Origin of the sequence: Kordia jejudonensis, from assembly GCF_001005315.1 — a bacterium.
Classification (GTDB): domain Bacteria; phylum Bacteroidota; class Bacteroidia; order Flavobacteriales; family Flavobacteriaceae; genus Kordia; species Kordia jejudonensis.
Window position 1 is genome coordinate 1 of the sequence record NZ_LBMG01000056.1, and the last position, 25,730, is coordinate 25,730.

The 25,730-nt window shown below is 34.1% G+C and carries 28 protein-coding genes; 21 read left to right on the forward strand and 7 right to left on the reverse strand.

Annotated features, from left to right (window positions below; all coding sequences use genetic code 11):
• Positions 1–116: 116 nt before the first annotated feature.
• Positions 117–698 (reverse strand): NUDIX hydrolase, encoded by a 582-nt coding sequence (locus AA089_RS20035; protein ID WP_046758821.1) that lies wholly within the window; start codon positions 696–698, stop codon positions 117–119.
• Positions 699–705: 7 nt separating this feature from the next.
• Between AA089_RS20035 and pyrE the strand changes: the two genes are divergently transcribed.
• Both pyrE and AA089_RS20045 read left to right on the forward strand, forming a co-directional pair.
• The gene (pyrE, locus tag AA089_RS20040) at positions 706–1,350 is read left to right on the forward strand and encodes an orotate phosphoribosyltransferase (RefSeq protein ID WP_046758789.1); all 645 of its coding nucleotides are present in this window, start codon (positions 706–708) and stop codon (positions 1,348–1,350) included.
• 28 nt (positions 1,351–1,378) lie between these two features.
• Positions 1,379–1,771, forward strand: a complete 393-nt coding sequence (locus tag AA089_RS20045; RefSeq protein WP_046758790.1) for an SRPBCC family protein — start codon at positions 1,379–1,381, stop codon at positions 1,769–1,771.
• Between the two features lie 348 nt (positions 1,772–2,119).
• Here the strand turns inward: AA089_RS20045 and AA089_RS20050 are convergent, their stop codons facing one another.
• Positions 2,120–2,851 carry a biotin--[acetyl-CoA-carboxylase] ligase gene (locus AA089_RS20050; RefSeq protein ID WP_046758791.1) on the reverse strand — a complete coding sequence of 244 codons (732 nt, stop codon included), beginning with the start codon at positions 2,849–2,851 and terminating at the stop codon, positions 2,120–2,122.
• 94 nt (positions 2,852–2,945) lie between these two features.
• Between AA089_RS20050 and rsfS the strand changes: the two genes are divergently transcribed.
• From rsfS to AA089_RS20090, 8 genes are all read left to right on the forward strand, one after another.
• Positions 2,946–3,317, forward strand: a complete 372-nt coding sequence (rsfS, locus tag AA089_RS20055) for a ribosome silencing factor (protein ID WP_046758792.1) — start codon at positions 2,946–2,948, stop codon at positions 3,315–3,317.
• Positions 3,318–3,335: 18 nt separating this feature from the next.
• On the forward strand, positions 3,336–5,273 hold the full coding sequence (gene ftsH / locus AA089_RS20060; RefSeq protein ID WP_046758793.1) for an ATP-dependent zinc metalloprotease FtsH: 1,938 nt from the start codon (positions 3,336–3,338) through the stop codon (positions 5,271–5,273).
• Positions 5,274–5,387: 114 nt separating this feature from the next.
• Positions 5,388–5,996, forward strand: a complete 609-nt coding sequence (locus AA089_RS20065) for an LUD domain-containing protein (protein ID WP_046758794.1) — start codon at positions 5,388–5,390, stop codon at positions 5,994–5,996.
• Position 5,997: 1 nt separating this feature from the next.
• Positions 5,998–6,801: a phosphatidate cytidylyltransferase gene (locus tag AA089_RS20070; RefSeq protein ID WP_046758795.1), complete on the forward strand. Its 804-nt coding sequence runs from the start codon at positions 5,998–6,000 to the stop codon at positions 6,799–6,801.
• Positions 6,791–7,438: a phosphatidylserine decarboxylase family protein gene (locus AA089_RS20075; RefSeq protein WP_046758796.1), complete on the forward strand. Its 648-nt coding sequence runs from the start codon at positions 6,791–6,793 to the stop codon at positions 7,436–7,438. The genes AA089_RS20070 and AA089_RS20075 overlap by 11 nt, the downstream gene beginning before the upstream one ends.
• Positions 7,438–7,698, forward strand: a complete 261-nt coding sequence (locus tag AA089_RS20080; RefSeq protein WP_046758797.1) for an acyl-CoA-binding protein — start codon at positions 7,438–7,440, stop codon at positions 7,696–7,698. The genes AA089_RS20075 and AA089_RS20080 overlap by 1 nt, the downstream gene beginning before the upstream one ends.
• A complete protein-coding gene (locus AA089_RS20085) occupies positions 7,688–8,542 on the forward strand; it encodes a CPBP family intramembrane glutamic endopeptidase (protein WP_053002606.1) in 855 nt (284 codons plus the stop codon). Before AA089_RS20080 ends, AA089_RS20085 begins: the two co-directional genes overlap by 11 nt.
• A 181-nt stretch (positions 8,543–8,723) precedes the next feature.
• The gene (locus AA089_RS20090; protein WP_046758799.1) at positions 8,724–9,152 is read left to right on the forward strand and encodes an organic hydroperoxide resistance protein; all 429 of its coding nucleotides are present in this window, start codon (positions 8,724–8,726) and stop codon (positions 9,150–9,152) included.
• Between the two features lie 146 nt (positions 9,153–9,298).
• Here AA089_RS20090 and AA089_RS20095 read toward each other — a convergent pair whose 3' ends face one another.
• Entirely contained in the window at positions 9,299–9,538 is a 240-nt protein-coding gene (locus tag AA089_RS20095; protein WP_046758800.1) for a hypothetical protein, read from the reverse strand.
• Positions 9,539–9,698: 160 nt separating this feature from the next.
• Here AA089_RS20095 and AA089_RS20100 point away from each other — a divergent pair, with 160 nt between their 5' ends.
• Positions 9,699–9,974 (forward strand): helix-turn-helix transcriptional regulator, encoded by a 276-nt coding sequence (locus AA089_RS20100; protein WP_046758801.1) that lies wholly within the window; start codon positions 9,699–9,701, stop codon positions 9,972–9,974.
• Positions 9,975–10,254: 280 nt separating this feature from the next.
• On the opposite strand, the gene AA089_RS20105 is transcribed toward AA089_RS20100, so the two are convergent.
• Positions 10,255–12,978, reverse strand: a complete 2,724-nt coding sequence (locus tag AA089_RS20105; protein WP_046758802.1) for a valine--tRNA ligase — start codon at positions 12,976–12,978, stop codon at positions 10,255–10,257.
• A gap of 191 nt (positions 12,979–13,169) precedes the next feature.
• Between AA089_RS20105 and AA089_RS20110 the strand changes: the two genes are divergently transcribed.
• Positions 13,170–13,595 (forward strand): DUF1573 domain-containing protein, encoded by a 426-nt coding sequence (locus tag AA089_RS20110; protein ID WP_046758803.1) that lies wholly within the window; start codon positions 13,170–13,172, stop codon positions 13,593–13,595.
• 173 nt (positions 13,596–13,768) lie between these two features.
• On the opposite strand, the gene AA089_RS20115 is transcribed toward AA089_RS20110, so the two are convergent.
• Positions 13,769–15,115, reverse strand: a complete 1,347-nt coding sequence (locus tag AA089_RS20115) for a retropepsin-like aspartic protease (RefSeq protein ID WP_162200464.1) — start codon at positions 15,113–15,115, stop codon at positions 13,769–13,771.
• A gap of 151 nt (positions 15,116–15,266) precedes the next feature.
• Between AA089_RS20115 and AA089_RS20120 the strand changes: the two genes are divergently transcribed.
• From AA089_RS20120 to AA089_RS20135, 4 genes are all read left to right on the forward strand, one after another.
• Complete coding sequence (locus AA089_RS20120) at positions 15,267–16,460, forward strand: pyridoxal phosphate-dependent aminotransferase (RefSeq protein ID WP_046758805.1); 1,194 nt, start codon at positions 15,267–15,269, stop codon at positions 16,458–16,460.
• 6 nt (positions 16,461–16,466) lie between these two features.
• Complete coding sequence (gene murB, locus AA089_RS20125) at positions 16,467–17,480, forward strand: UDP-N-acetylmuramate dehydrogenase (protein ID WP_046758822.1); 1,014 nt, start codon at positions 16,467–16,469, stop codon at positions 17,478–17,480.
• Positions 17,481–17,568: 88 nt separating this feature from the next.
• Positions 17,569–18,222 carry a hypothetical protein gene (locus AA089_RS20130; protein ID WP_046758806.1) on the forward strand — a complete coding sequence of 218 codons (654 nt, stop codon included), beginning with the start codon at positions 17,569–17,571 and terminating at the stop codon, positions 18,220–18,222.
• 21 nt (positions 18,223–18,243) lie between these two features.
• Positions 18,244–18,837, forward strand: a complete 594-nt coding sequence (locus tag AA089_RS20135) for a hypothetical protein (protein ID WP_046758807.1) — start codon at positions 18,244–18,246, stop codon at positions 18,835–18,837.
• 87 nt (positions 18,838–18,924) lie between these two features.
• On the opposite strand, the gene AA089_RS20140 is transcribed toward AA089_RS20135, so the two are convergent.
• Both AA089_RS20140 and AA089_RS20145 read right to left on the reverse strand, forming a co-directional pair.
• The gene (locus tag AA089_RS20140) at positions 18,925–19,701 is read right to left on the reverse strand and encodes a tyrosinase family protein (RefSeq protein WP_046758808.1); all 777 of its coding nucleotides are present in this window, start codon (positions 19,699–19,701) and stop codon (positions 18,925–18,927) included.
• Between the two features lie 317 nt (positions 19,702–20,018).
• Entirely contained in the window at positions 20,019–20,537 is a 519-nt protein-coding gene (locus AA089_RS20145) for a DUF4136 domain-containing protein (protein WP_046758809.1), read from the reverse strand.
• Between the two features lie 109 nt (positions 20,538–20,646).
• On the opposite strand from AA089_RS20145, the gene AA089_RS20150 reads away from it, so the two are divergent.
• The 5 genes from AA089_RS20150 to lipA all read left to right on the forward strand — a co-directional run bounded on the left by AA089_RS20150 (position 20,647) and on the right by lipA (position 24,800).
• Positions 20,647–20,850 carry a hypothetical protein gene (locus AA089_RS20150; protein ID WP_046758810.1) on the forward strand — a complete coding sequence of 68 codons (204 nt, stop codon included), beginning with the start codon at positions 20,647–20,649 and terminating at the stop codon, positions 20,848–20,850.
• Between the two features lie 15 nt (positions 20,851–20,865).
• Positions 20,866–21,969, forward strand: a complete 1,104-nt coding sequence (locus tag AA089_RS20155; protein WP_046758811.1) for a glycosyltransferase — start codon at positions 20,866–20,868, stop codon at positions 21,967–21,969.
• Positions 21,960–22,517, forward strand: coding sequence for an RNA polymerase sigma factor (locus AA089_RS20160; RefSeq protein WP_046758812.1), 558 nt, complete (start codon positions 21,960–21,962; stop codon positions 22,515–22,517). Before AA089_RS20155 ends, AA089_RS20160 begins: the two co-directional genes overlap by 10 nt.
• On the forward strand, positions 22,514–23,728 hold the full coding sequence (locus AA089_RS20165) for an Nramp family divalent metal transporter (RefSeq protein WP_156169158.1): 1,215 nt from the start codon (positions 22,514–22,516) through the stop codon (positions 23,726–23,728). Before AA089_RS20160 ends, AA089_RS20165 begins: the two co-directional genes overlap by 4 nt.
• A gap of 196 nt (positions 23,729–23,924) precedes the next feature.
• Positions 23,925–24,800: a lipoyl synthase gene (gene lipA / locus AA089_RS20170; RefSeq protein ID WP_046758814.1), complete on the forward strand. Its 876-nt coding sequence runs from the start codon at positions 23,925–23,927 to the stop codon at positions 24,798–24,800.
• Positions 24,801–25,730 lie beyond the last annotated feature (930 nt).

Here is a 25,730-nt window from a genome sequence, read left to right on the forward strand (position 1 = left end):
CAACGAATTACTTAACCTTTACAATTTCGAGCGCAGTCGAGAAATTTTTGCAACATATTTCTCATCTGCATCTCAACTGCGCTCGATGAGACAATATTTTGATTATTGAATCTACACTAAAACAACAACTTTATATTTTCATACGAGTTTTGAAGTGCTGCGTTGGTTGCGGCTTCATTTTTCCATACAACTTCCATAATATCTTCTTCAAATTCTGGGAACAACTCGCCATCGTACGCTGTTTTCATTTCGTACCAATGTGTTAATTTTAAACGATACTCGCCATTTCTCTTAAATACATGATAGGTATTCATTATAAAATCTGTAATTACCAAACCTTTTACGCCAGTTTCCTCTTCCACCTCACGCAAAGCAGTTTCTCTAATATTTTCGCCTTTTTCAGTTTTTCCTTTCGGTAAATCCCACTTTCCATTTCTAAAAATAAAAAGAACTTCATTTTTGGCATTTCGCACCAATCCGCCAGCAGCTTCCACTAACGGTAATTTTGTGTGTAAAAGCGGCAATAACTCATCACCGTTGTCGTGATAAAGGATCGCTTTATCTAATTTTCCAGAAGTTATTTTTGATATAAGCCATTCAAAATCAACATCTTTCAACAAAAAGGTGTCGGAAATTTTATTCTTATTTACTTCATTAGATACAATAATGAGCTTTTCATTGATAAAAACTTTATACATTTGCATTATGATTTTTGATAAAAATACAGCTAAAAAAACTGCCGAATTATTATTGCAAATTAACGCAATTAAATTACAACCACAAGAACCTTTCACGTGGGCTTCTGGTTGGCAGTCTCCGATATATTGTGATAACAGGATTACTTTATCGTTTCCTCCAATACGAAATTACCTAAGAGAACAATTCGCAAAACATATTGAAAAAGAATATGGAAAACCCGATGTCATTGCTGGTGTAGCTACTGGTGCTATTGGAATTGGGATATTAGTTGCCGAATACTTAGGACTTCCATTTGTGTATGTACGACCGGAAGCAAAAAAGCACGGAAGACAAAACCAAATTGAAGGTTTTATCCAAAAAGGGCAAAATGTTGTGGTTGTTGAAGATTTAATCAGTACAGGAAAAAGTAGCTTAAATGCTGTAAAAGCGCTAAAAAAAGCCGAAGTAAATGTAAAAGGAATGGTGGCTATTTTTTCATATAATTTTGATGTTGCCAAAGAAAACTTTGAAGCATCAAATGTACGATTGAACACATTAAGTAACTACGAAAACTTATTGGAACAAGCGTTAGATACCAACTACATAACGTCTTCTGAATTGGAAACTTTAGAAAATTGGCGAAAAGATCCTGCAAATTGGAACGCAAATTGATTACAATACCCAAATAAAAAAATAATAGATGAATTTAGAAAGCCCAAAAGTTACCGTGGCAAAATCGCCGCAAGAACTTTACGATTTTTTGATCAATGTGGAAAACTTTGAAAAATTAATGCCAGAAAGCATTAGTAAATTTGAAGTGTTGGCAGAAGGAAAATTTCTTTTTGCCTTAAAAGGAATGCCAGAAATCGTATTAAAATTAAAAGAAAGTACACCACCAAATCAAGTTGTGTTAGGTGCCGCTTCAGACAAACTTCCGTTTACACTTACTGGAAACATTCAGGAATTAGAAGCTGGAAAAAGTGAGGCGCAGTTAGCCTTTGAAGGCGACTTTAATCCTATGATGGCTATGATGATTAAAGGACCTATTGGGAAATTTATCAATACGCTAGCTGAAAATATGAGCAAATTGTAAACGATAATATACACATTGCGAAAGCTGGATAAAGGTAACTTTGTGCAGCTTTTTTGTTTTACATATATTTTGAATTTCCGCCATCATAAGAAATTGAAGATTCTGTGTATAGCGAAGTAACTTCAAAGCAGTTCTCGATACTAATTTGTTTTACAAATTCACTCGAAGTGACGTTTCATAAGTTGTCGAGCTATTCCGTACGCATATAAGTGTGGATTCCTGCCTCCGCAGGAATGACATTTGAGTAATTATTAACCAAAGCGAAGCGACCAAAAAGCGAAGCGACCAAAAAGCGAAGCGACCAAAAAGCGAAGCGACCTTTTGAATCTTTCAATCTTTCAATTCACATCAATACATCAACTTAATCTCCTTTAAATCAAACGCTTCTACAACTTCATCTTCAAGCAATACGTTCAATTTTCCATCTTCGCTCACGCCTTGAATAAATCCCATAAACAAATCGCCATTTAACCTTTTAAATGTTGAAGGTTTATCTTTTCGAAACAATAACGATTCATAATGTATTTTCAACGTATCAAATTGTCTATCAGTAATTAATTCTGAATATTTTTTCAATTGAATGATCAGTTGAGACAGTACTTCATCCAAATCGAAATGAATGCCTGTATTTTTTTTCAATGAAGATGCATTCAAGTCTTTTTGAAATACTGTCTGATTCACATTTAAACCAATTCCTATAATTGCTGCTGTCATTTTGCTATTTTGTATGACATTTTCAATCAAAATTCCACAAATCTTCTGACTCTCTGACAAAATGTCGTTTGGCCATTTAATCGCTAATTTAGGAATCTGAAAATAGGATAATGCATTATAAATTGCCAATGAAGTTGCCATACTAATGTAAAAACCTTCATGTGTATTCAAACAAGAAATCTTTTTAAAGACGCTAAACGTAAGGTTTTGACCTTTTGCAGAACTCCATTGTGTTCCCATTTGTCCTTTGCCAGCAGTTTGCAAAGCGGCAGTAACTATGGTAAAATCTTCCAACAATTCGGTACTAGTTAACTGACGCAAATAGGTATTTGTGGAATCAATGGCATCAAGTTTGATTATTTTCATTGTATATTTAAAAATTCTTTAAGTATTCTTTATGTAAATAGACTTACATAAAACATTTAAAAGTAATACTTTTGTACAAAATATAAATAATTGAATGACGAAAACTGAAGTGAGCACGGATCAATTGATCACGGGCATCGTAAAAGGGATAGAAGAAGTAAAAGGAAATGACATTACTATTTTAGACTTACGCGAAATAGAAAATACAGTTTGTGACTACTTTATCATATGCAATGGTACATCTAATACACAAGTAAATGCCATTGTAGGTTCTGTTCAAAAAATGGTTAGTAAAGAACTGAAAGACAAACCATGGCACATTGAAGGTGCCGACAATGCAGAATGGGTACTAATGGATTATGTGAATGTAGTTGTTCATGTATTTCAAAAACACATCCGCGAATTTTATGACATAGAAGGACTTTGGGGAGATGCCAAAGTAACGACTATTCAAGCTAATTATTAAAAATTACATTTTCATTTAATGGCAAACAATAACAAGAACATTGATAAAAAACCCAAGTTTAGTCCATATTGGATTTATGGAATGATTGGGCTCTTCCTTATTTTTTTAATATTTTCTAATGATTCTGGTTCTGACGACAAAGTAACTTTTACGAAGTTTAAAGAATTGGTTCAGTACAATGATATTGAAAAAATTGAAGTTGTAACAAATACGAAAGTCGCTCGAATTTATCTTAAAAAAGGCGCAGCTGATAAAGAAATTTTTAAAGATTTTGTAAAGAAAAAAACAGGCTTAGCTTTCATGGGAGATTCTCCTGACTTTACTATTAAGTACTTAAACTTAGAAAACTTTGAAGACTATCTTGACGAAGTAAAAAGAGCAAACAACCTTGATTTTGAAATTGCTTCTGATCAAGAAAGCAGCAGTTTTACAAGTATTTTGATAAGCATCTTACCGTTTGTACTTATCATTGGCGTTTGGATTTTCATCATGCGAAGAATGTCTGGCGGCGGTGGCGCTGGCGGAGGCGGACAGATTTTCAATATCGGAAAATCAAAAGCCAAGCTATTTGACGAAAAAACAGACATGAAAACATCGTTTAAAGATGTTGCAGGTTTGGAAGGTGCAAAAGAAGAAGTGCAAGAAATTGTAGACTTCTTAAAAAATCCTGAAAAATATACTTCTCTAGGAGGAAAAATTCCAAAAGGAGCTTTATTAGTAGGACCTCCAGGAACTGGTAAAACCTTGTTAGCAAAAGCAGTTGCAGGAGAAGCAAAAGTACCTTTCTTTTCACTTTCAGGTTCAGACTTTGTGGAAATGTTTGTTGGTGTTGGAGCTTCCAGAGTTCGTGACTTATTTAAACAAGCCAAAGAAAAATCGCCTGCAATTATCTTTATTGATGAAATTGATGCCATTGGTCGTGCTCGTGGAAAAAATAATTTCACAGGTTCTAATGACGAACGTGAAAATACACTGAATCAGTTATTAACTGAAATGGACGGTTTCGGAACCAATACAAATGTTATTGTAATGGCAGCGACAAACCGTGCAGATATTTTGGATAAAGCATTAATGCGTGCGGGACGTTTTGACAGACAGATTTATGTAGATCTTCCGGATATTCGCGAACGTAAAGAAATCTTCGAAGTACATTTGAAACCACTTAAAAAGGCAGATAATTTAGATACCGATTTCTTATCAAAACAAACGCCAGGATTTTCTGGAGCCGACATTGCAAACGTATGTAACGAAGCCGCATTAATTGCCGCAAGAAAAGGAAAAAAAGCTGTTGAAAAGCAAGATTTCTTAGACGCTGTTGATAGAATTGTTGGTGGATTAGAAAAGAAAAATAAAATCATTACGCCAGGCGAAAAGAAAACAGTTGCATTCCACGAAGCTGGTCACGCTACGGTAAGTTGGTTGGTAGAACATGCTGCACCGTTAGTAAAAGTAACTATTGTACCACGTGGACAATCATTAGGAGCTGCTTGGTATTTACCAGAAGAACGTTTATTAGTTCGTACAGAGCAAATGTTGGATGAAATGTGTGCTACTTTAGGTGGACGTGCTGCCGAGAAAGTAATGTTTAATAAAATTTCTACAGGTGCATTGAGCGATTTAGAAAAGGTAACCAAGCAAGCGCGTGCAATGGTAACTGTTTATGGGTTGAACGACAAAATTGGAAACATTACCTACTACGATTCAAGTGGAAATGATAATGGATTTTCAAAACCATATAGTGAAGAAACTGCGAAAGTAATTGACAAAGAAATCTCTGATATTATTGAAAAACAATACCAAAGAGCCATTCAATTATTAGAGCAAAACAAAGATAAATTAACAACGCTTGCCGAATTACTTTTAGAAAAAGAAGTAATCTTCAAAGATGACTTGGTAGGCATTTTCGGAAAAAGACCGTTTGAAAAATCGGATAGCAGTGACGATTCGGAAGAATAGTTACTCACTTTAACAGATATTTATATTTAAAAAATCTCGATTTATCGTTCGCATAAGTCGAGATTTTCTATCTTTACGAAAATATGTCCTAACATTAAACTGCAGTTTGACTCTATGAGTCTTTTTAAAAAAATTTTTGGTTCCAAATCGAAACCGCAACAGGAAGAACATCCTGTAGACGAGCGGGGAAAATACATGCCTCAGATAGAACTTCCTATAGATGAAAGGTTTACAATAAATTTCAGAAAAAACGGCGGTAAATTCTTGTACTGCGATTCTTTTACAGATGTTTACAACAGCATAGAAAATATCCTTATTGAAAATGGTTGGGAAGGAAAAGAAGCGCTCTGTTTTGATGAAAAATTACAGGAACGTTTTGATAATTTTGGCGTTCGTTTCACAAAAATAAACATGAACGCTAATTTTTATTTGTCGTCATGCGAATATTTAATTGCTGATAATGGCTCTATTTTAGTTTGTTCTAATCAAATTAAAGAAAAAAAATTAAATGATTTGCCAGATAATTTCGTCATTCTTGCCACGACAAGTCAACTAGTTAGCGCTATTGGCGAAGGTTTGCGCGGCATTAAGAACAAATACAAGTCAAACATTCCAAGTAATATTACTACAATTAAGCATTTTCAAGTAAAAGAAGAAAAGGACTTTTTATCTTACGGAAGTAGCTCAAAAAACTTATATTTGTTGCTTCTGGAAGACCTCTAAAATGAAAGAACTTTTAACGCGATCTTTTTTTGGATTAATTTTTATTGCACTGCTAATTTTCTCAGTAATATATTCTGATTTAGCATTGATTATAGTTTTCATCATATTCGGATTACTGTGTATGTTTGAATTTAGTAAATTAATCAATCTAAAAGGATTCATACAATACCTTATATTTCTTGCGTTTATTGGCATATTTGTCTATTGGAAACCAAGCCAAGAAGCCACAATGATCTTGTTGGTATTTTCCATATTTGTCTCTTTATTTTTAATTCGAGACTTATTCTCCAAAAAAATAATTCCTGAATCTGCATTTAAAAGATACTTGCTCGTTACATTTTATATCAGCAGTAGTTTTGTGTTTTTACTATTGATTCCGTGCGCTACAGAAACCTACGAGCCTTATATAATTTTAGGAAGTTTTATCTTAGTTTGGGTCAATGATTCGTTTGCCTATTTGACAGGTAAAAACTTTGGACGACAAAAACTATTTGAGCGTATTTCACCCAAAAAAACCGTTGAAGGATTTTTAGGAGGTTTACTTTTTTCTTGTATTGCTAGTTATTTTATAGCTAAATTTACAGAAACCTTGAGTTTTAGTAGCTGGCTTATTTTAGCAATTATTATAAGTTCTATAGGAACTATTGGCGATTTGATTCAATCGAAGTTTAAAAGACAAGCCAATGTAAAAGATAGCGGTTCCATATTGCCTGGTCATGGTGGTATTTTTGACCGATTGGATAGCATGATTTTTTCTGCGCCATTTATTTATTTGTTTTTAAAGATATTACATTATGTTTCATAAAGAAGGATACAAAATCATCATTGTAACATTTATTATTGTTACTGCTGTTATTATTACTGCTGACAAAATTGACACCACTTGGATCAAATACTTATTGCAAGGAGTTGCATTTATATTTTTACTTTTAATTCTACAATTTTTTAGAAATCCTAAACGTAGCACACTGTTAAATGACGCACAAGTTATTGCACCAGTGGATGGAAAAGTGGTTGTAATTGAAGAAGTATTTGAAAAAGAATACTTTAAAGACAAGCGCTTGCAAGTATCCATTTTTATGTCGCCTATCAATGTGCATGTCACGCGATATGCTATCGGAGGAACTGTAAAATTTAGCAAATATCATCCTGGGAAATTTTTAGTTGCTTGGCATCCAAAAGCTTCTGAAGAAAACGAACGCACAACAGTCGTAGTTGAAAATAAAAATTATGGAACCATTTTATATAGACAAATTGCGGGCGCTTTAGCAAAAAGAATTGTAAATTATGCTGAAGAAAACGCAACTGTTGTACAAGGCGAAGATGCTGGTTTTATAAAATTTGGCTCACGTGTCGATTTATTTCTTCCGTTGGATACCAATATCAATGTAAAACTAAATCAAGTTGTAAAAGGTGGCGTTGACATAATTGCTATGAAGTAATGAGTACCTCAGAGTTAGACATAGAATTCTTTGAAGCCGTAGAGCGTGTTAATAATAGTACTAATGCGTTTCCTGCTGACTTTTTATTGCGATTGTATGCGTATTATAAAAAAGCAACGAATAATTACGACAAACCGAGCAGTCGTAGACCTATTATTAATGCTTTTAAAATGAACGCATTACTACAAACACAAAACATTTCTCCCGAAGAAGCCAAAAAAGCATACATAGCACTAGTCAATTCATATTTTGAAGAGTAAAAGCAACTTACCTATTGGAGTACAACTATGTTTATTTCTACTGACATGGTTTGCCATTTCTATTGTATTTGAAATTATTTCCCAAGTTTGGATTTCACAAGCTTCCAAAGAAGTTGGCGGAATTGCATCACTTGCACCACGTACAGTTTCACGCTTTATGCAATTTATAGGAACACTCGTATCTACTTGGCTTTTTACAAAATATATAGACAAGGTTTCGCTAGTTTCTATAGGTTTTCAGCTTAAAAATAGAGGAAAAGATATCATCTTCGGAATCGGATTGGGTTTTGCGGTCATGGCAATTGCCTATTTTGTATTGCTAAGTTTGAATGAAATTGCGCTTGTTTCAATCTCCGTACATGCAAAGGGAATTATATACAGTATGATTTTCTTTATCTTGGTTTCACTCATTGAAGAAATTTTATGTAGAGGATATGTGTTAGGATTATTACTAACCAAATTGAACAAATATGTTGCTTTGATGATTTCCGCTGTCATTTTTACGGCGTTACATTCCTTTAATCCAAATATGGGAACAATTCCTATTCTAAATTTATTCCTTGCGGGAATTTTGCTAGGAATTACATATATCTACACAAAAAACTTATGGTTTCCCATTGCTTTACATTTTAGCTGGAACTTCTTTCAAGGACCTATTTTTGGATTTGAAGTTAGTGGACAAGAATTTTATTCCGTTATTCAACAATCGCGAATGGAAGATAATTTGCTGAATGGTGGCAGTTTTGGATTTGAAGGTTCACTCCTAGCGACTTCTTTATTGTTGGTTTCTATTTTTGTGATTGATCAATATTATAGAAGAAAAATTGGAGTATTGAAGTCATAGTATCATTTCTTTCTTGGCAATGCTTGTGCTCTTAGTATTTCAGTAGTAAAGTGTTCAAAAAGTGAAAAAAGTATCTAAAAAATTACATCACATGACTGTTTTAAGAGAATTTTAGGATTATACATTTTATAAAGCATCTAGATCATAGTATCTTTATTCCATAACAATAAAAAGAAAAAAAATGAAAACATTATACGAAGCAACTACGCAAGCAGTTGGTGGTAGAGAAGGAAAAGTACACTCAGAAAATAGTCCAATCGATTTTAATTTATCAGTTCCAAAATCAATGGGCGGTAATGGTGGCGACGGCGCAAATCCTGAACAACTTTTTGGTGCAGCATATGCAGCTTGTTTTGGTGGTGCTATTCAATCGGTTGCAAAAAACGAAGGTATCGACATTAATAATGAAGAGCTAAGTATTACTGCTATCATTGGGTTTTGCAAAGATGATGACGGTTTCTTTTTGGAAGCAACGTTAGATTGCTATATTCCTGGAGTTGATCTGAAAACGGGAGAAGATTTAGTAGAAAAAGCGCATAAAGTGTGTCCTTTTAGTAAAGCTACGCGTGACAATATAACTGTAAATTTAAATTTATTATTGGACGAATAATAATCTTCGTTACTCATAAATTTTTAAATCACACAAAATCGTCTGAAAGTAATTTTTGGGCGATTTTTTTTGCTTAAAATATTTGATTACTTTACCATGAAACTTCTTTATCAGCATTTTAACTACTAAATTTTGAATACAAAATGTCAAGGTAACGTATCAATCAAAAAATCCAATGCTTTTACCTGATAATCCGTATCATAATAATCATTTGTTTTTCTAAATTCTTGAAGCAACGCAACCAAATCATTTGTTAAGATAAAAAAATACAAACCGTTTTTGATATTCTTTTCTTTTTCAAAATCTTGTTTATATCTTAGTAATTCAGATTTAACTTCTTTGAGTTCTTGCAATAATTCTTTGTTGAGTTGCTTTTGAGTTGTCATTACACTAAATTTGTATTCTTTATAATTAAGTATTACTATAATTTCCAATATTCAAATATAAGCAACGCTGTAATTAAATGCAAATAATACTATAATTATTTTGTAAAAAATTTAGCGAAACTATAATTATAAAGTTTTACCTAATCACAAATTATTAACTATGAACATTCTACGCTTAAAAGAAGTTTTAAAGGAAAAAGAAATGACAGGAAAAGACTTGGCTGAAAAAGTGGAAGTTACGCCTGCGAGTATTTCTAATATTGTTCAAGGAAATAGTTTTCCCAAACCTGAATTGTTACTCAAAATCGCTCAAACTTTAGATGTTGATATTCGAGAATTGTTTCATCCTACAAAAGAAAATAGTACAACGCTGGAAGATATTCAGAAGGCTATTGATACGTTGGAAAGTTTGAAGAAGAAATACAAAGAATCGTAGCTTTTGTATGCGATGCTGAATCACACTTCGGCTCCGCTCAGTGAAAAAGTTCAGTATGACGTGGAAATGATTTTTAACCTTTTAATCAATAAAAAGGAAGCCGTCTAAAAAGTATAAAAAAGCGTCATTCTGAATTCAATTCAGAATCTCATTACACTGATTTTCAATGATTATGAGAAACCGAATCAAGTTCGGCTTGACGAAAATTTAGCCTTTTAGACAGCCTTTTTATAGTATGACATCTCGACTGCGCTCGATGTGACATTTTCAAATCTTCAAATTACTTCAAAGAAGCTAAACTCGCTTTTAAAGTTTCAATTTTTGCAATAGCATCCGCTTCTTTCTTCTTTTCGTTGGCAACAACTTGTGCTGGAGCATTGCTTACAAAACGTTCATTGGCTAGCTTCTTTTGAACTATTTTCAACGAACCTTCTACATATTCCAACTCTTTGGTTAGCTTCTCAATTTCGGCTTCAATATCAATTGCACCTTCCATTGGAATGAAATATTCGTTCGATTTTACACGGAACGATAATGCGCCATCAACATTTTCCTCGCTGTAACTGATGTTTTCAACGTTTCCGAGCTTCGCAATTACTGAATTTAAGTTTTCTGTAGATTTCTCATTGTTTACAATAATTAATGATAACGAGTCTTTTTGCGGAATGTTCTTTTCTTTACGAATTGTTCTAATTCCAGAAACTACTTCTTGAATCATTTCAAAATTACGCAATAAGCTTTCATCAACCGTGTCCGTTTTTGGCCAAGCTGCCACAACTAATGCTTCTTCTTTGCTTCTATTTGCTATACGTTGCCAAATATCTTCCGAAAGGAATGGCATAAACGGATGTAAAACTCTTAATACATCTTCAAATAAGGAAATAACTGCATCGTAGGTTTTCTTGTCAATTGGCGAACCGTATGTTGGTTTTACCATTTCTAGGAACCATGAACAGAAATCGTCCCAAATAAGTTTGTACGTTATCATTAATGCATCCGAAATTCGGTATTTGCTGTATTGATCTTCTAAATCAATCAATGCACTTTGAAATTTTGACTGAAACCACTCAATGGCAACTTTGGCAACCTCAGGCTGTTCAACAGCATCGCTTACTTCCCAAATCTGCGTTAGGTTGTAGGCATTATGGATTTTATTGGCAAATCCTTTTCCTTGCATACATAACTTAGAAGTGTAAATTGGTTCTTTGCCAGCTTCTTTCCAAGCTTTAATTTGTTTTGGTTTTAGTACTTCTCCTTTTTCATCAACTTGATCAAAATCGAATAATAAATCGTTTCCAGCAGCTGAACTTAGTAACAATCCAACACGAACTCCATCGGCTCCAAACTCTTCAATTAGTTTTAACGCATCTGGCGAGTTTCCTAAGGATTTCGACATTTTTCTACCTTGTTTATCACGAACCAATCCTGTAAGATATACATTCGTAAATGGCTTCATGTCTCTGTATTCGTATCCAGCAATAATCATTCGGGCAACCCAGAAAAATAAAATATCTGGACCTGTTACCAAATCATTTGTTGGATAGTAATAGTTGATTTCTTCATTTTCAGGATTCCGAATTCCATCAAATACACTTATTGGCCACAACCATGAAGAAAACCACGTATCAAGTGCATCTTCATCTTGTTTTAAATCGGCAAGTGTTAAGTTGGTATTTCCTGTTTTTGCTTTCGCTTTTTCTAGTGCTTTTTCAGCAGTTTCTGCCACTACAAAATCTTCTTTTCCATCGCCAAAATAATACGCAGGAATTTGTTGTCCCCACCAAAGTTGACGTGAAATATTCCAATCGCGAATATTTTCCATCCAATGACGATAGGTGTTTTCGAACTTTTTAGGAAATAAGTTGATGTCATTGTCTTCGTCTAAAACCGCTTTGATAGCAGGCTTTACCAAATCTTCCATTTTTAAAAACCATTGATCTGACAATCTTGGTTCTATGACAGCTTTGGTACGTTCGGACGTTCCAACTTTGTTAATATGTTGTTCCGTTTTAATTAAGAATCCTTTTTCTTCAAGTTCTTTTGAAATTTCTTTACGAACTACAAAACGATCTTTTCCTTCATAATGCAATCCAAAGCTATTCAGCGAAGCATCATCATTAAAAATATCGATTACTTCTAAGTTGTGCTTGTCTCCTAGTTCTTTATCATTTACATCGTGTGCAGGCGTCACTTTCAGGCAACCTGTACCAAATTCTACATCTACATATTCATCTTCAATGATAGGAATCACTCTGTTTACTAACGGAACAATTGCTTTTTTTCCTTTCAAATGCGTATAACGTTCATCATTTGGATTAATACATATTGCAGTATCGCCCAAAATTGTTTCAGGACGTGTTGTGGCAATCGTTACTTTTTCGTCACTTCCTTCAATGGCATATGACAAATAGTAAAGATTTCCTTGTTTTTCTTCGTGAATTACTTCTTCGTCAGATAGTGTTGTTTTTGCTTCAGGATCCCAATTTACCATGCGATATCCGCGATAGATTAACCCTTTGTCATGTAAATCAACAAAGGTTTTGATTACGGCTTCTGACATATCGTCATCCATGGTAAACTTGGTTCTGTCCCAATCACAAGAAGCGCCTAGTTTTTTAAGTTGCTCTAGGATGATGCCACCGTGTTTGTGTGTCCATTCCCAAGCATGGGTTAAAAATTCTTCGCGTGATAAATCTGACTTCTGAATTCCTTCTTTTTTCAGTTTATCTACCACTTTCGCTTCCGTTGCAATAGATGCATGATCGGTTCCAGGAACCCAACATGCGTTGAATCCTTTTAAGCGCGCTCTACGAATCAATACATCCTGAATGGTATTATTGAGCATGTGTCCCATGTGCAAGACTCCAGTGACGTTTGGTGGCGGAATTACGATTGTATACGCTTCACGTTCGTCTGGTTCTGAATGGAAATAGTTATTTTCCATCCAATATTGGTACCATTTGTCTTCGATCTTACTTGGATCATACTTTGTTTGAATACTCATTTTTGGTATTGTTTTTGTAATATAATTGGCAAAAGTACTTATATCTGCACTATTTAAAAAGTGTTTTGTTACTTTTGCATTTAATTGTTAAATATGTGTAAGTAATACAGATTAGTTTGTATTTTATGAAACAAATTTTGTAAGATTACAAATAAGTGCCTAATTTTACATGAATACAAAAAATAGAAATGATGAAAAGAATAGTTACTATATTATTTGTTGGTTTATTTGCTTTTGCTGTTCAAGCTCAAGAAAAAACGGCAAAAATTAAATTTAAAACGGAAACAATTGATTACGGAACCATTGAAAAAGGTGCCGACGGTGTACGTATTTTTGAATTTACAAATATAGGAGATGCGCCATTAATCATTACAAGAGTATATTCAAGTTGTGGATGTACGATTCCGAAGAAACCTGAGGCGCCAATTTTACCTGGAAAAACGGGTGTTATTGAAGTAAAGTATGACACGAAGCGTGTGGGTCCAATTAGAAAGACAATTACTGTATATTCTAATGCAGACGAGCCAACGAAAGCCATCAAGATTAAAGGAAAGATTGTTGACCCAAGCAAGTCAAAAAGTATTATGATGAAAGATAAATCAGAGATTGAATCTTAATTCGTAAAAAATATATCATTAATAAAATGCCTTGTCAGTTTTGATGAGGCTTTTTTTTGTTAGGTCTTAGGAGTTAGGTTTTAGGAATGAAAAAAAATCAATTTACAACGCTGGTTTTTCAATCGATCTATTCCTAAGTTAAATACTGAATACTGAATACTGAATACTGAAATTTAAAGTACTTCTTTGAGTCGGAATTCAAAATCGAGCAATACGTCATTTCGATTTACTTTCATGCGTATTTTTTTACCTTCTTTTCCTTCGAGCATGCCCGTTACTCTAGTTAATGAGTAGTTGTGTACAAAGCGTCCGTTTATGGAAATGATGACGTCACCTTTTAGCAATCCTGATAAACCTGCTGGAGAATCTTCACGTACTTCGGCAACTTCAAACGATTTTACCAAACTGAATTTGTTGTAGTGTTCATATACAATGCTTACTTCTCCCGTGGCACCTGGATCTCTAAGAACACCGTTGTTTGCTTCTGTACTTGTACGTTTTACTGTTTCAGTTACCAAACGCATTCCATTGTGTTGCAGCTCTATACCACTCATATTGTATCGAAAAGGTGCAGAATAGAAACGGCTTTTGCGCAAGCGAATTCGCTTATTACCATAGTCAAAAACAACTTTGAAACGTTTTAAAATTTCGCCACCAATGCTTCCATTTCGTTCTTTGAAATTTTTCACATATACAATCGCTGTAGAATCAGGAAACGCAACTTTAGCATTTTTAAATGAAAATTTACCCATAGAAAATTCCTTTACACGAGATCGTTTTCCATAAATGCTTCCACTGAGACCTTTTCCTAGAAAATCTTCAAAGTTTTTATCAGGAACATTGATATTTATTCCTTCATCTTCAAAAAGCCACAATGCGTCACTTCCGCCAGAATCGATTAAGAGTTTTACGGGAATTTCTTCTCCATTCTCAATCATGACATTTACATCTATGTATGGTTTGCTATTTCTAAATGTCAATGGCAAATCTTCACATTTTCTGCACGATGCATAAGTATATTTTTCTGGTCGATGCAGCTTTATTTTTGAATTGCTATAGTTAATCTCAACAATAAAATCGTTAAATACATCATACCCAATAATTCCGTGAACGGGAACACCTAAACGGGTAGACATATTGATTTCTTCATCTAAAATGATAAACATTTCTAAGTCTTTCTTTTCTACCTCAGCTATTTTGAAAGAATTGGATCGTGCGCGAACTGCCGTAATAGTACTTCCAGAACCCAAACCGCGAAGTTCAATACGTTCGCGCTGTTCTATTTCAAGCGAATCGCCTGGATTCAAATTGAATAATATAGGTTTATTGACCCCAGAATCTAGCAGAAAAGACATTTCTACGCCATTCACTTCAACAGGAATCAATATTAAGTTGTTTAATAATTTAAACGGAACGGTAACTTTATCTTTACCTTCAGGCATTTCAAACTTATACTGTGCTTGCGCAAAGCTGGCAATACACAGTATTAATAAAACCGTATGTTTCTTTAGTGTAATCAAGTGATAAAGGGAGTTTGGTAACATTTCAATATACGAAATTTAACAATAATTTGCAATTTTTTTCATTTTTTAACATTGTTGAAAATGTATTCAATAATGACATGAATTTAAAATATATTTTGCAATTTTGTGTTTCTAAAAACCAAGACGTATGCCAACTATTTCCAACAAAGGAATTGCAATGCCACAATCGCCAATTCGAAAATTGGTTCCTTACGCTGAGAAAGCGTATAAACAAGGTAAAACTGTTTTTCATTTAAATATCGGTCAGCCAGATATCAAAACTCCTCAAGTTGCTTTAGACGCTGTTAAAGTTCACTCGCTTGACGTATTGGCATACACCAAATCTGATGGTTCTGAAGAGTATAGAACTAAAATTGCCAATTATTATTCGCAACACAATATTCATGTAACTGCTTCGGATATTATTGTAACCACTGGAGGAAGCGAAGCGTTAGGATTTGCTTTTGGAAGCACTATGGATAGTGATGACGAAGTGATTATTCCTGAACCATTTTATGCAAATTACAACGGTTTTTCTACAGCTGCTGGCGTAAAAGTTGTGCCTGTTATTTCTAAAATTGAAGATAATTTTGCATTGCCACCAATTGAAGAGTTTGAAAAGCTAATTACACCTAAAACGAAAGCAATTTTAATTTGCAATCCAGGAAACCCAACAGGTTATTTGTATACAAAAGAAGAAATTCAAAAATTAGCGAAGATTGTTAAAAAACATGATTTGTTCTTGATTGCTGATGAAGTATATCGTGAGTTTGCTTACGACGGAATGGTGCATTATTCTATCATGCAAGAACCAGATATGGAAGCGCATGCCATTATGATTGATTCGGTTTCAAAACGTTATAGTATGTGTGGTGCGCGTATTGGTTGTATTGTTTCAAAAAATAAAGAGGTAATGGCGACCGCAATGAAATTTGCACAAGCGCGTTTATCGCCACCAACATTTGCACAAATTGCAAGTGAAGCCGCTTTAGAAACTCCACAAAGCTATTTTGATGATGTTATTGTAGATTATGTAAGTAGAAGAAATACGCTGATTTCGAGTTTAAAACAAATTGAAGGTGTGCGTGTGGCAAATCCGAAAGGTGCTTTTTATTGCATTGCAGAATTGCCTGTAGCAGACGCTGAAGATTTTGCAAAATGGTTGCTAGAAAGCTTTGAATACGAAGGAAATACAGTTATGGTTGCTCCTGCAGCTGGGTTTTATTCTACGCCAAACACAGGTCTCAACCAAATTAGAATAGCCTATGTGCTGAATGAGGAAAGTTTGGTAAAAGCCGTTGAAATTTTAGAAAAAGGACTTAAAACATATAATGCAAGATAACTAGTGATTTCTATACAACATAATGTTTCCCTAAAGAAGTTTAATACGTTTGGCATTGACGCTACAGCGAAAAACTTTATTTCCATTACCAACATATCAGAACTGCTCGTTGCTTTGCAATTAGAAGAGTTTCCTGAGTATTTTGTGCTTGGTGGCGGAAGCAATATGTTGCTTACCAAAGATATTGAAACGCCTATTTTACACATCAACACGAAAGGAAAACGTATTGTTATCCAAACAGAAGAAGAAGTTTTAGTAGAAATTCAGGCGGGAGAAAACTGGCACGAATTTGTACTTTGGTGTATTGAAAATGATTTTGGCGGTGTTGAAAATTTATCGCTCATTCCTGGGAATGTTGGTACTTCTCCGATTCAGAATATTGGTGCTTACGGTGTAGAACTCAAAGATACATTTGTAAGTTGCTCGGTTATTGATATAGAAACACTTGAACAAAAAATATTTCAACTAGAAGATTGCAAGTTTGGCTATCGAAATTCTATTTTTAAGAATGAAGCAAAAGGCAAGTATATTATAACTTCGGTTGTGTTTCGTTTAACGCGAAAAAATCACAAATTGAATACTTCTTATGGAGCTATTCAACAAGAATTGGAAAGCAATCATATTACCAATCCTACTATAAAAAATGTCAGTGATGCCGTAATTGCTATTCGCGAACGAAAACTTCCAAATCCTAAAGAAATTGGTAATAGCGGAAGCTTCTTTAAAAACCCTGTCATTTCAAAAGCTGACTTTGATATGCTACAAGAAAATCATAAAAACGTACCACATTACGTAGTTTCAGACACTGAAATTAAAGTTCCTGCGGGTTGGTTGATTGAGCAATGTGGATTCAAAGGAAAACGATTTGGAGATGCAGGTGTTCATAAAAATCAAGCACTCGTTTTAGTGAATCATGATAATGCTACTGGCGCGGAAATTCTGGCTTTAGCCAAAAAAATTCAAGCAACTGTGTTGGAGAAATTCAATATTGCTATTGAAGCGGAAGTGAATGTTATTTAGATCGCTATCGCTGTTAGATTTTAGACCGCTTCGCTATTAGATCGCGCTCATGCGCTGTTAGATAATCTCTGTATTAATCGAAAAAATTATGTTTAAAAACACACTCATCTTTATTATGTTTACTGCAACTTGTTTTGCACAAATTAAAGGTGAAAAAAAGTTACAAGAATGTGAACTTACCTTGAAAGATAGTACAGCCTTTCGCGGATTTTGTAGAATTGGAAAGGTTGATAAAATTCACTTTTCTATGGAACGCGATAGTACGCCTGATGTTTGGGATTCTAAAGATGTGAAATCAGTTCGTTTTTTCAGAAGTGATTATGATCAAGTGTTGGAATATTTTAATCTGCGTAAAAACTCTTTACCTAGACTTCTTGAAATTAAACTCTATGGAGATGTAATGTTGTATGCGCGTACTAAGTTTCGAATGATCCCAGACAAAACTATTACTGTTTACCCTTCATTACCACCTTTTGGCAAAGAAAATGACCTGCCACAACAAAGAGTCGTATCTTATAAAAAAGAAGAAGAAGTATCAGCCTATTATTTAAAAAAAGCATCTTCAGATACCTTATTTCCAATTCGTCCGTCATGGACCAACAGAAGATGGAAAAAGGAAATGATCGAATTTTTTAAAGATTGTCCGTCACTTGTGGAAGATTTGGAAGCGGATGCATACGATAAGAAATCTATTGCACAATTGGTAGAAGATTACAATTTGTATTGTACAGAGAATGATTAAGATTCAAAATTTAAAAAATTTATGCTCAAACACGTTATTTTTTTTCTTTGCTTCATCGGAATTGGTTTTAGCCAAAATCAAAAATGTGAGTTGATATTTAAAGATGGTACCTCCATTCAAGGATATGGAAGTTTAACCAAAAAAGATAGTATCAAATTTCGAATTGATCGAGAAAGTAAACCTGATGTTTGGGGAAATGAAAATGTACAACGTATTACGTTTTTTGGATTTGAAAACATGGAAGTAACACTTGAATATGTTAAAGCAAAATGGCAACGGAAATATGAATTGATGGAAGTTGTGGTAGATGGCAATATAAAACTTTATGCACGTTTTAGTGCCTATTGGACAACTACAACTTTGAATTATGGCTCACGAAAAGGTGCCAATTACACACCTAGCCAAAAAAATACTGATTTTACACTATTTCTTAAAAAGCCAACGGATGAAAAAGTGATACTAGTTTCCACTGGATTATTTAGCGGTTGGAAAAAGAAAATGCTTGCTTATTTTAAAGAGTGTCCTGAAATCACTGAAGGAATTGAGTCTGGAGAATACAAATCGAGCGACATGAAAAAACTAGTAGAAGATTATAATATTTATTGTACTGAGTAGTTTTCCAAACTCACTTTACACTTATAATTTTATAAAAAAAGCACCTCAACAGCGATGCTTTTTAGTTGTATATAATAGTCCTAGGTTTTAGTCTACATAAGTATATCCAAGGTTTTCTGTGTTTAATACATCTGTAGTTTTCAATGTTGTTCCTTCATCATTACTAAATGGTTGCAAGCTCGAATTTAAGACCGAATTTGGCATACTTGCAGCTCCAAGATCTTCTCGTGCGGGTTGCTTTTGCCATTGATCCCAAAAACGATCTAATTGACAATGTGTAAACCAAAAGATAGGATCATACGCAGTACAGTTTGTATTTGCCGATGAGCCGCCTATATACATGTGACTTTGTACATCTGCTACATAAATTTCTGTCCCAAAAGTAACAAAGTCATCGGCTTCCATTGCTTTATTGGCTGAGATAAATGCTGACTCAAGTAATGTATTATTTGGTGCATCATTTCTAAAGGTGTATAAAGGAATTTCATATTCAGCTCTGTAAAATGGATTTGACTTCTTTTTACCTTTTTTCTTGGTTTTGTAATACGGATCTGCCAATAACGGAGGAATACCTTCTTCTCTAGCGGTTTCTGAAGTGTAGTCCCAATATGGCAACGTAATAACTGGTTTTGCATTAGGAACTGCGTCTTGAAGCGCCTTTTCAAAGTCTGCAAAATACGCTCTTGCCCACGGTAAAAAAAGCATATCATTTCGCATGTAATGCCCATCTTTGATCAAAATTCCTGCTTTTTGTTGATATATGCGGTTTTTATATAATCTTCTAAATGCCTTTCGCAAGTTTGCTATTTCCTTTTCCGAAAGATCGTATACACTTTTCCGAACGTGAACGGTTTTTTTCTTCATAATGTTAGTTTTTGGTAGTTAATTATCATGAGAATGGTTGTCTCTTTTTACTAAATACTCAAATGATCTATACTATTATATTGAGGATTTAAGATACGATTTTATGAACTATTTCTTTCCTCCAGAAACTTCTGGCCAAATAATTGTATCAGGCATTGTTCCTTTTTTTAGCATTTCTTTTGTCAATAGTTGGTGTAATTCTTGATGTTTTTTAGCCACAAAAGCTTTCTTTATTGAATACGAAAAAGTGAGGTTTTGGGTTTTGGGAAGTAAAAAATCTAACATCTCAATACTAATATCTTAATACTATTTTATCACTATTTCTTCGGAGGATACTTTTCCAAGACTTTCAACAAAATTGTTCTAAAATAATTGGTTCGTGCTTGTGGAGTTGCATTTTCTTGATAATATCCTTCTGCGACAGCTTGCCAAAACAATTCATCTTTTTGAACATCTACAAAGTCAAAAATCAATTGCTGATTCAACTTTGATCCAACAGGCAATCCAATAGAAATTCCGCCACCAACGCCGCGTCCGCCACCGCCAACACCGACACCAACTGCACTATTTTGATCACTTTCAAAAGCACTCACCATAATATTGACATAAAAATCAGGTGTTTCATTCTTTACAAAACCACGCGATTGTAAAATAGAATCGGTTTGTCGCAACAAGCGTTTTGTGTCCAATTCGTTCAAACCCGTTTCCATTTCTGGGAAAAAATTATAGGATGTGTATACAGAAAAATCTAACTTCTCATCATAATCATACACTACTTTTGGTGCTGAACAGCCAACAACTAAAATCAACAAGCAAATCATTCCTAAATACTTCATAGCGTTCTATTTTTGTTTGAAAAACCTACTACAAGATATCAAAAATTATTCCATAAAAAGCTGTATCTTTGCATAAGATTATTGCGTACACTAAAATATAAATTATCACATGAAACTCGCATTATTAACAATTGGCTTATTATTAGTAGGTGTTGCTGGAATTGCAATTAAAATTTGGGCAAAAAAAGACGGTAAATTTGCAGGAACTTGCGCAAGTCAAAACCCAATGTTAAACAAAAATGGAGATGCATGTGGATTTTGTGGAAAAACACCTGATCAATTTGAAAACTGCTCTGAACCACAACATCAATAGGACTTCTCTCCTTTTATGATTACACTACTTTTTTATATTTTCATAGCAATTGCTGCTATACAAATCATTTATTTTTCAATTTTTGGTGTGTTCGCTTTCGCGAAGATAAAACGCAGTAAAGTACAATACGATATTCCCGTTTCTGTGATTGTTTGTGCTAAAAATGAAGCGGAAAACCTTGAAAAACTCATTCCTGAATTGCTGCGACAATCATACAAAAAATTTGAAATTGTACTGATAAATGATGCTTCTTCTGATGAAACGCTCGAAATCATGGAACGTTTTCAAAAAAAACATGATAACATTAAAATTGTCAATGTTGAAAACAATGAAGCGTTTTGGGGCAATAAAAAATATGCCTTAACACTCGGAATCAAAGCGGCAACACACAACTATTTATTATTTACAGACGCTGACTGCAAACCTATTTCCAACCATTGGATTACAGAAATGAGTCAATGTTTTTCAAGTGATAAAAAAATTATCATTGGGTATGGTGCTTACGCGAAAAAGAAATATTCATTGCTAAACATTCTTATCCGATTTGAAACCGTTATGGCGGCAATTCAGGCATTTAGTTATGCTAAAATTGGCATTCCATATACGGCAGTCGGACGAAACTTAGCGTATCACAGAGATGAATTTTACGCCGTAAACGGTTTTGTAAATCATATGAAAATACGTTCAGGCGACGATGATTTGTTCATTAAAGATGCTACAACACGTAAAAATACCGCCATCTGTTTTTCTAAAGATAGTTTCACGATTTCACAAGCCAAAACAGGATTTATAGCGTGGTTTCGTCAAAAACGCAGACACGTAAGTACATCGTCTCATTACAAATTTATACATAAATTCTTATTAGGTTTTTTCTATCTAACGCAAGTTTTATTTTGGATATTTGCCATCGGTTTGCTATTTACTTCCATGTGGCAATTGGCACTTTGCGTGCTCGCTTTTAGAATCATATTTCAATACTTTATCATAGGTTTTGCAGCAAGTAAACTCAAAGAACAAGACATTTTATATTTCTTGCCATTATTGGAAATCTTTTTAGTTATCATACATTTTGGTATCTTTATCACTAATTTGACCTCAAAACCAACGCATTGGAAATAGCTGAAACGATTCTGAAAGCATACATACAAAAAGCTAAACTAGGCAATCAAGTAGCTTTCAATTTTCTACTCAATTCGTTTTGGAATGATGTATATGGATTTCAATTAAAGCGTGTGCAAAACGAAAATGACGCGGAAGATATTACGATTCAAACGTTCTCAAAAGCATTTGATAAAATTGATACGTTTGACGAACAATATAAGTTTAAAACGTGGTTGATTACCATTTCTAAAAATGTACATATTGATTTTCTTCGCAAGCGGAAAAAGCTCATTGAAACGACAGAAGAACAGGAAGAAGAAGTGTATCAAATTATTGATGATGGACCAACGCCAGAAGATAAAATCATTACAGAACAAAACTTGGCAAAGCTTTTACGCGATATCAAAAAGCTAAAACCGCATTATCAGGAAGTCATTAATTTGCGTTACTTTCAAGAGTTGAGTTACAAAGAAATTTCGGCACAATTGCAAGAACCAATGAACAATGTAAAGGTAAAATTGTTGCGTGCTAAAAAACTATTGGCAGAAATAATTCAGAAACAATAATGACTTCATTTCTTAAAAAACTCGGTCCAGGATTATTATTTGCAGGTGCTGCAATTGGAGTATCGCATTTGGTAAACTCCACAAAAGTTGGTGCCGAATTTGGCTTTGGATTGCTATGGGCATTGTTATTAGTAAATCTATTTAAATATCCGTTCTTTCAGTTCGGACCACGATATGCTGCCGCTACAGGCGAAAGTTTGCTAGATGGTTATAAAAAGTTAGGCAAAGGATTGTTGGTGGTGTATTTTATACTCACATTCGCAACGATGTTTACTATACAAACCGCAGTAACGATTGTGACGGCTGGTTTGGCGTCTCAATTATTTGGAATTACAGCCGATTTGGAAATTTGGAGTACAATCATTACCCTAATTTGCTTGGGAATTTTAACCATGGGACGTTATTCTTTTTTAGATAAACTGATGAAAGTTATCATCATTACCTTGACGATAAGTACCGTAATTGCTGTCACCATGGCAGTTTTTCGAGGAAATGAAGCCTTGAATGCGGAACAAGTTTTCCCGACTGGCGCTGGCTTAACGTTACTTATTATTTTTATGGGATGGATGCCTGCGCCGCTTGATGTTTCAATTTTTCATTCGTTGTGGACAATTGAAAAACGGCAAGAAACGGAAAATTTCACGCCAAAAAGCGCGTTGTTCGATTTTAATTTTGGCTATATAATTACCATTGTTTTAGGAATCTGTTTTATGGCGTTGGGCGCGTTGATCATGTTCAAATCTGGTGTTCAATTTTCTTCCAAAGGTGGCGAATTCGCTTCGCAACTCATTAATCTTTATACGGAAAGTTTAAGTAGCGAAGTTTACATCATCATTGCAATTGCTGCATTTACGACTATGTTTAGCACAACACTAACAACGTTAGACGCTTCACCAAGAGCCATGGCAAAAACGAGTCAGTTGTTATTTGGAAAATACATCAAACACAGTTATATTTTTTGGATGTTGATTTTGGTAATCGGAACAATCGTGATCATGACACAATTTCTAGCCGAAATGGGCTCGCTGATTTACATTGCAACGGTTTTATCATTCATCACTGCTCCTTTTTATGCCATTTCAAATTATATTCTTATTACGAGCAAACACACTCCAAAAGAATGGCAACCAAAAACTGGCTTACGAATTTTGAGCTGGTTAGGAATGTTATTTTTAACAGGATTTTCTATTTGGTATTTGACGATGATCTAGATTTTCTTTGGATTGAATACAACTTTTCATTTTTGATGTTCGTAATTTGTTATTCGTTTATTCGATATTCTTTATTCTTTATTCTTTGTTCTTTGTTCTTTGTTCGTTATTATGATAAAAAACAAATACACAGATTAACAAACAACAAGATTCTTCGTATCTTTGCATTTCATTTCACTTTGAAGAAGAAATTTTTATGAGTACAGAAACAACAGCAAGTGTATTACCACCAAAAGGAAAACCGAAATGGCTTCGTGTAAAACTTCCAACAGGTAAGAAATATACAGAACTTCGTGGATTGGTTGATAAGTATAAATTGAATACGATTTGTACATCAGGAAGTTGTCCAAATATGGGCGAATGTTGGGGCGAAGGAACTGCAACCTTTATGATTTTAGGAAATGTATGTACACGCTCGTGCGGATTTTGTGGTGTACAAACAGGACGACCAGAAACGGTTGCTTGGGACGAACCTGAAAAAGTTGCACGTTCTATAAAAATTATGAAAATTAAACACGCTGTTTTAACGTCAGTTGATCGTGATGATTTAAAAGATATGGGAAGTATCATTTGGGCAGAAACGGTAAAAGCTGTTCGCCGCATGAATCCGACCACAACATTAGAAACGTTAATTCCAGATTTTCAAGGTATCGAACGTCATTTGGATCGTATTGTAGAAGTTGCTCCAGAAGTAGTTTCACACAATATGGAAACCGTTCGCCGTTTGACGCGTGAAGTACGAATTCAGGCAAAATATGATCGTAGTTTAGGCGTATTAAAATACTTGAAAGATCAAGGCATCAACAGAACCAAGTCGGGAATTATGTTAGGTTTGGGTGAAAAAGAAGATGAAGTTATCCAAACTTTACACGATTTGAGTGCCGCAAATGTAGATGTAGTGACGATTGGACAGTATTTACAACCAAGTAAAAAGCATTTACCAGTGCAACAATTCATTACGCCTGATCAGTTTGACAAATACCGCCAAATCGGACTCGATTTAGGATTTCGTCATGTAGAAAGTGGTGCGTTGGTGCGTTCGTCTTATAAAGCGCATAAACATATTCTTTAAAATTTAATTGAAAGATTAAAAAATAAAAATATTTATAAAGGCTATTGGCTTCTTGCTTTTAGCCTTTCTTATATACTATATTTTGTCATTCCTTCGACTTGTACTGAGCTTGTCGAAGTAAGGCAGGAATCCAATTGTATCGAGAAATACTTGATTAACTTTACGTAGCAAAGCTGTTCTCGATAGTTTCACTAGGTAGTTGAAATCAAAATATATTTGATCTTACATAATGCTCAAACTGACAATGATTATCTTTTGCTAGTGTTATGTGATCCTGAATCAAGTTCAGGAGGACGTTTGTGTAGAAATTTTACATATAAAACACAAAACGTCTTTTCGAGTAGTTTTTCATTGCGTAGCGAGATGAAAAAATTGTATCGAGAAATACTTGATTCTCTTTACGTTACGAAGCTGTTCTCGATAGTTTCACTAGGTAGTTGAAATCAAAATATATTTGATCTTACATAATGCTCAAACTAACAATGATTATCTTTTACTAGTGTTATGTGATCCTGAATCAAGTTCAGGAGGACGTTTGTGTAGAAATTTTACATATAAAACACAAAACGTCTTTTCGAGTAGTTTTTCATTGCGTAGCGAGATGAAAAAATTGTATCGAGAAATACTTGATTCTCTTTACGTTACGAAGCTGTTCTCGATAGTTTCACTAGGTAGTTGAAATCAAAATATATTTGATCTTACATAATGCTCAAACTAACAATGATTATCTTTTACCTAGTGTTATGAGATCTTGAATCAAGTTCAGAGGACGTTTGTGTAGAAAGTTTACATATAAATGCACAAAATGTCTTTTCGAGTGGTTTTTTCATTGCGTAGCGAGATGAAAAAATTGTATCGAGAAATACTCGATTAACTTTGCGCTACTTTACTGTTCTCGAACTAACAATGATTATCTTTTACCTAGTGTTA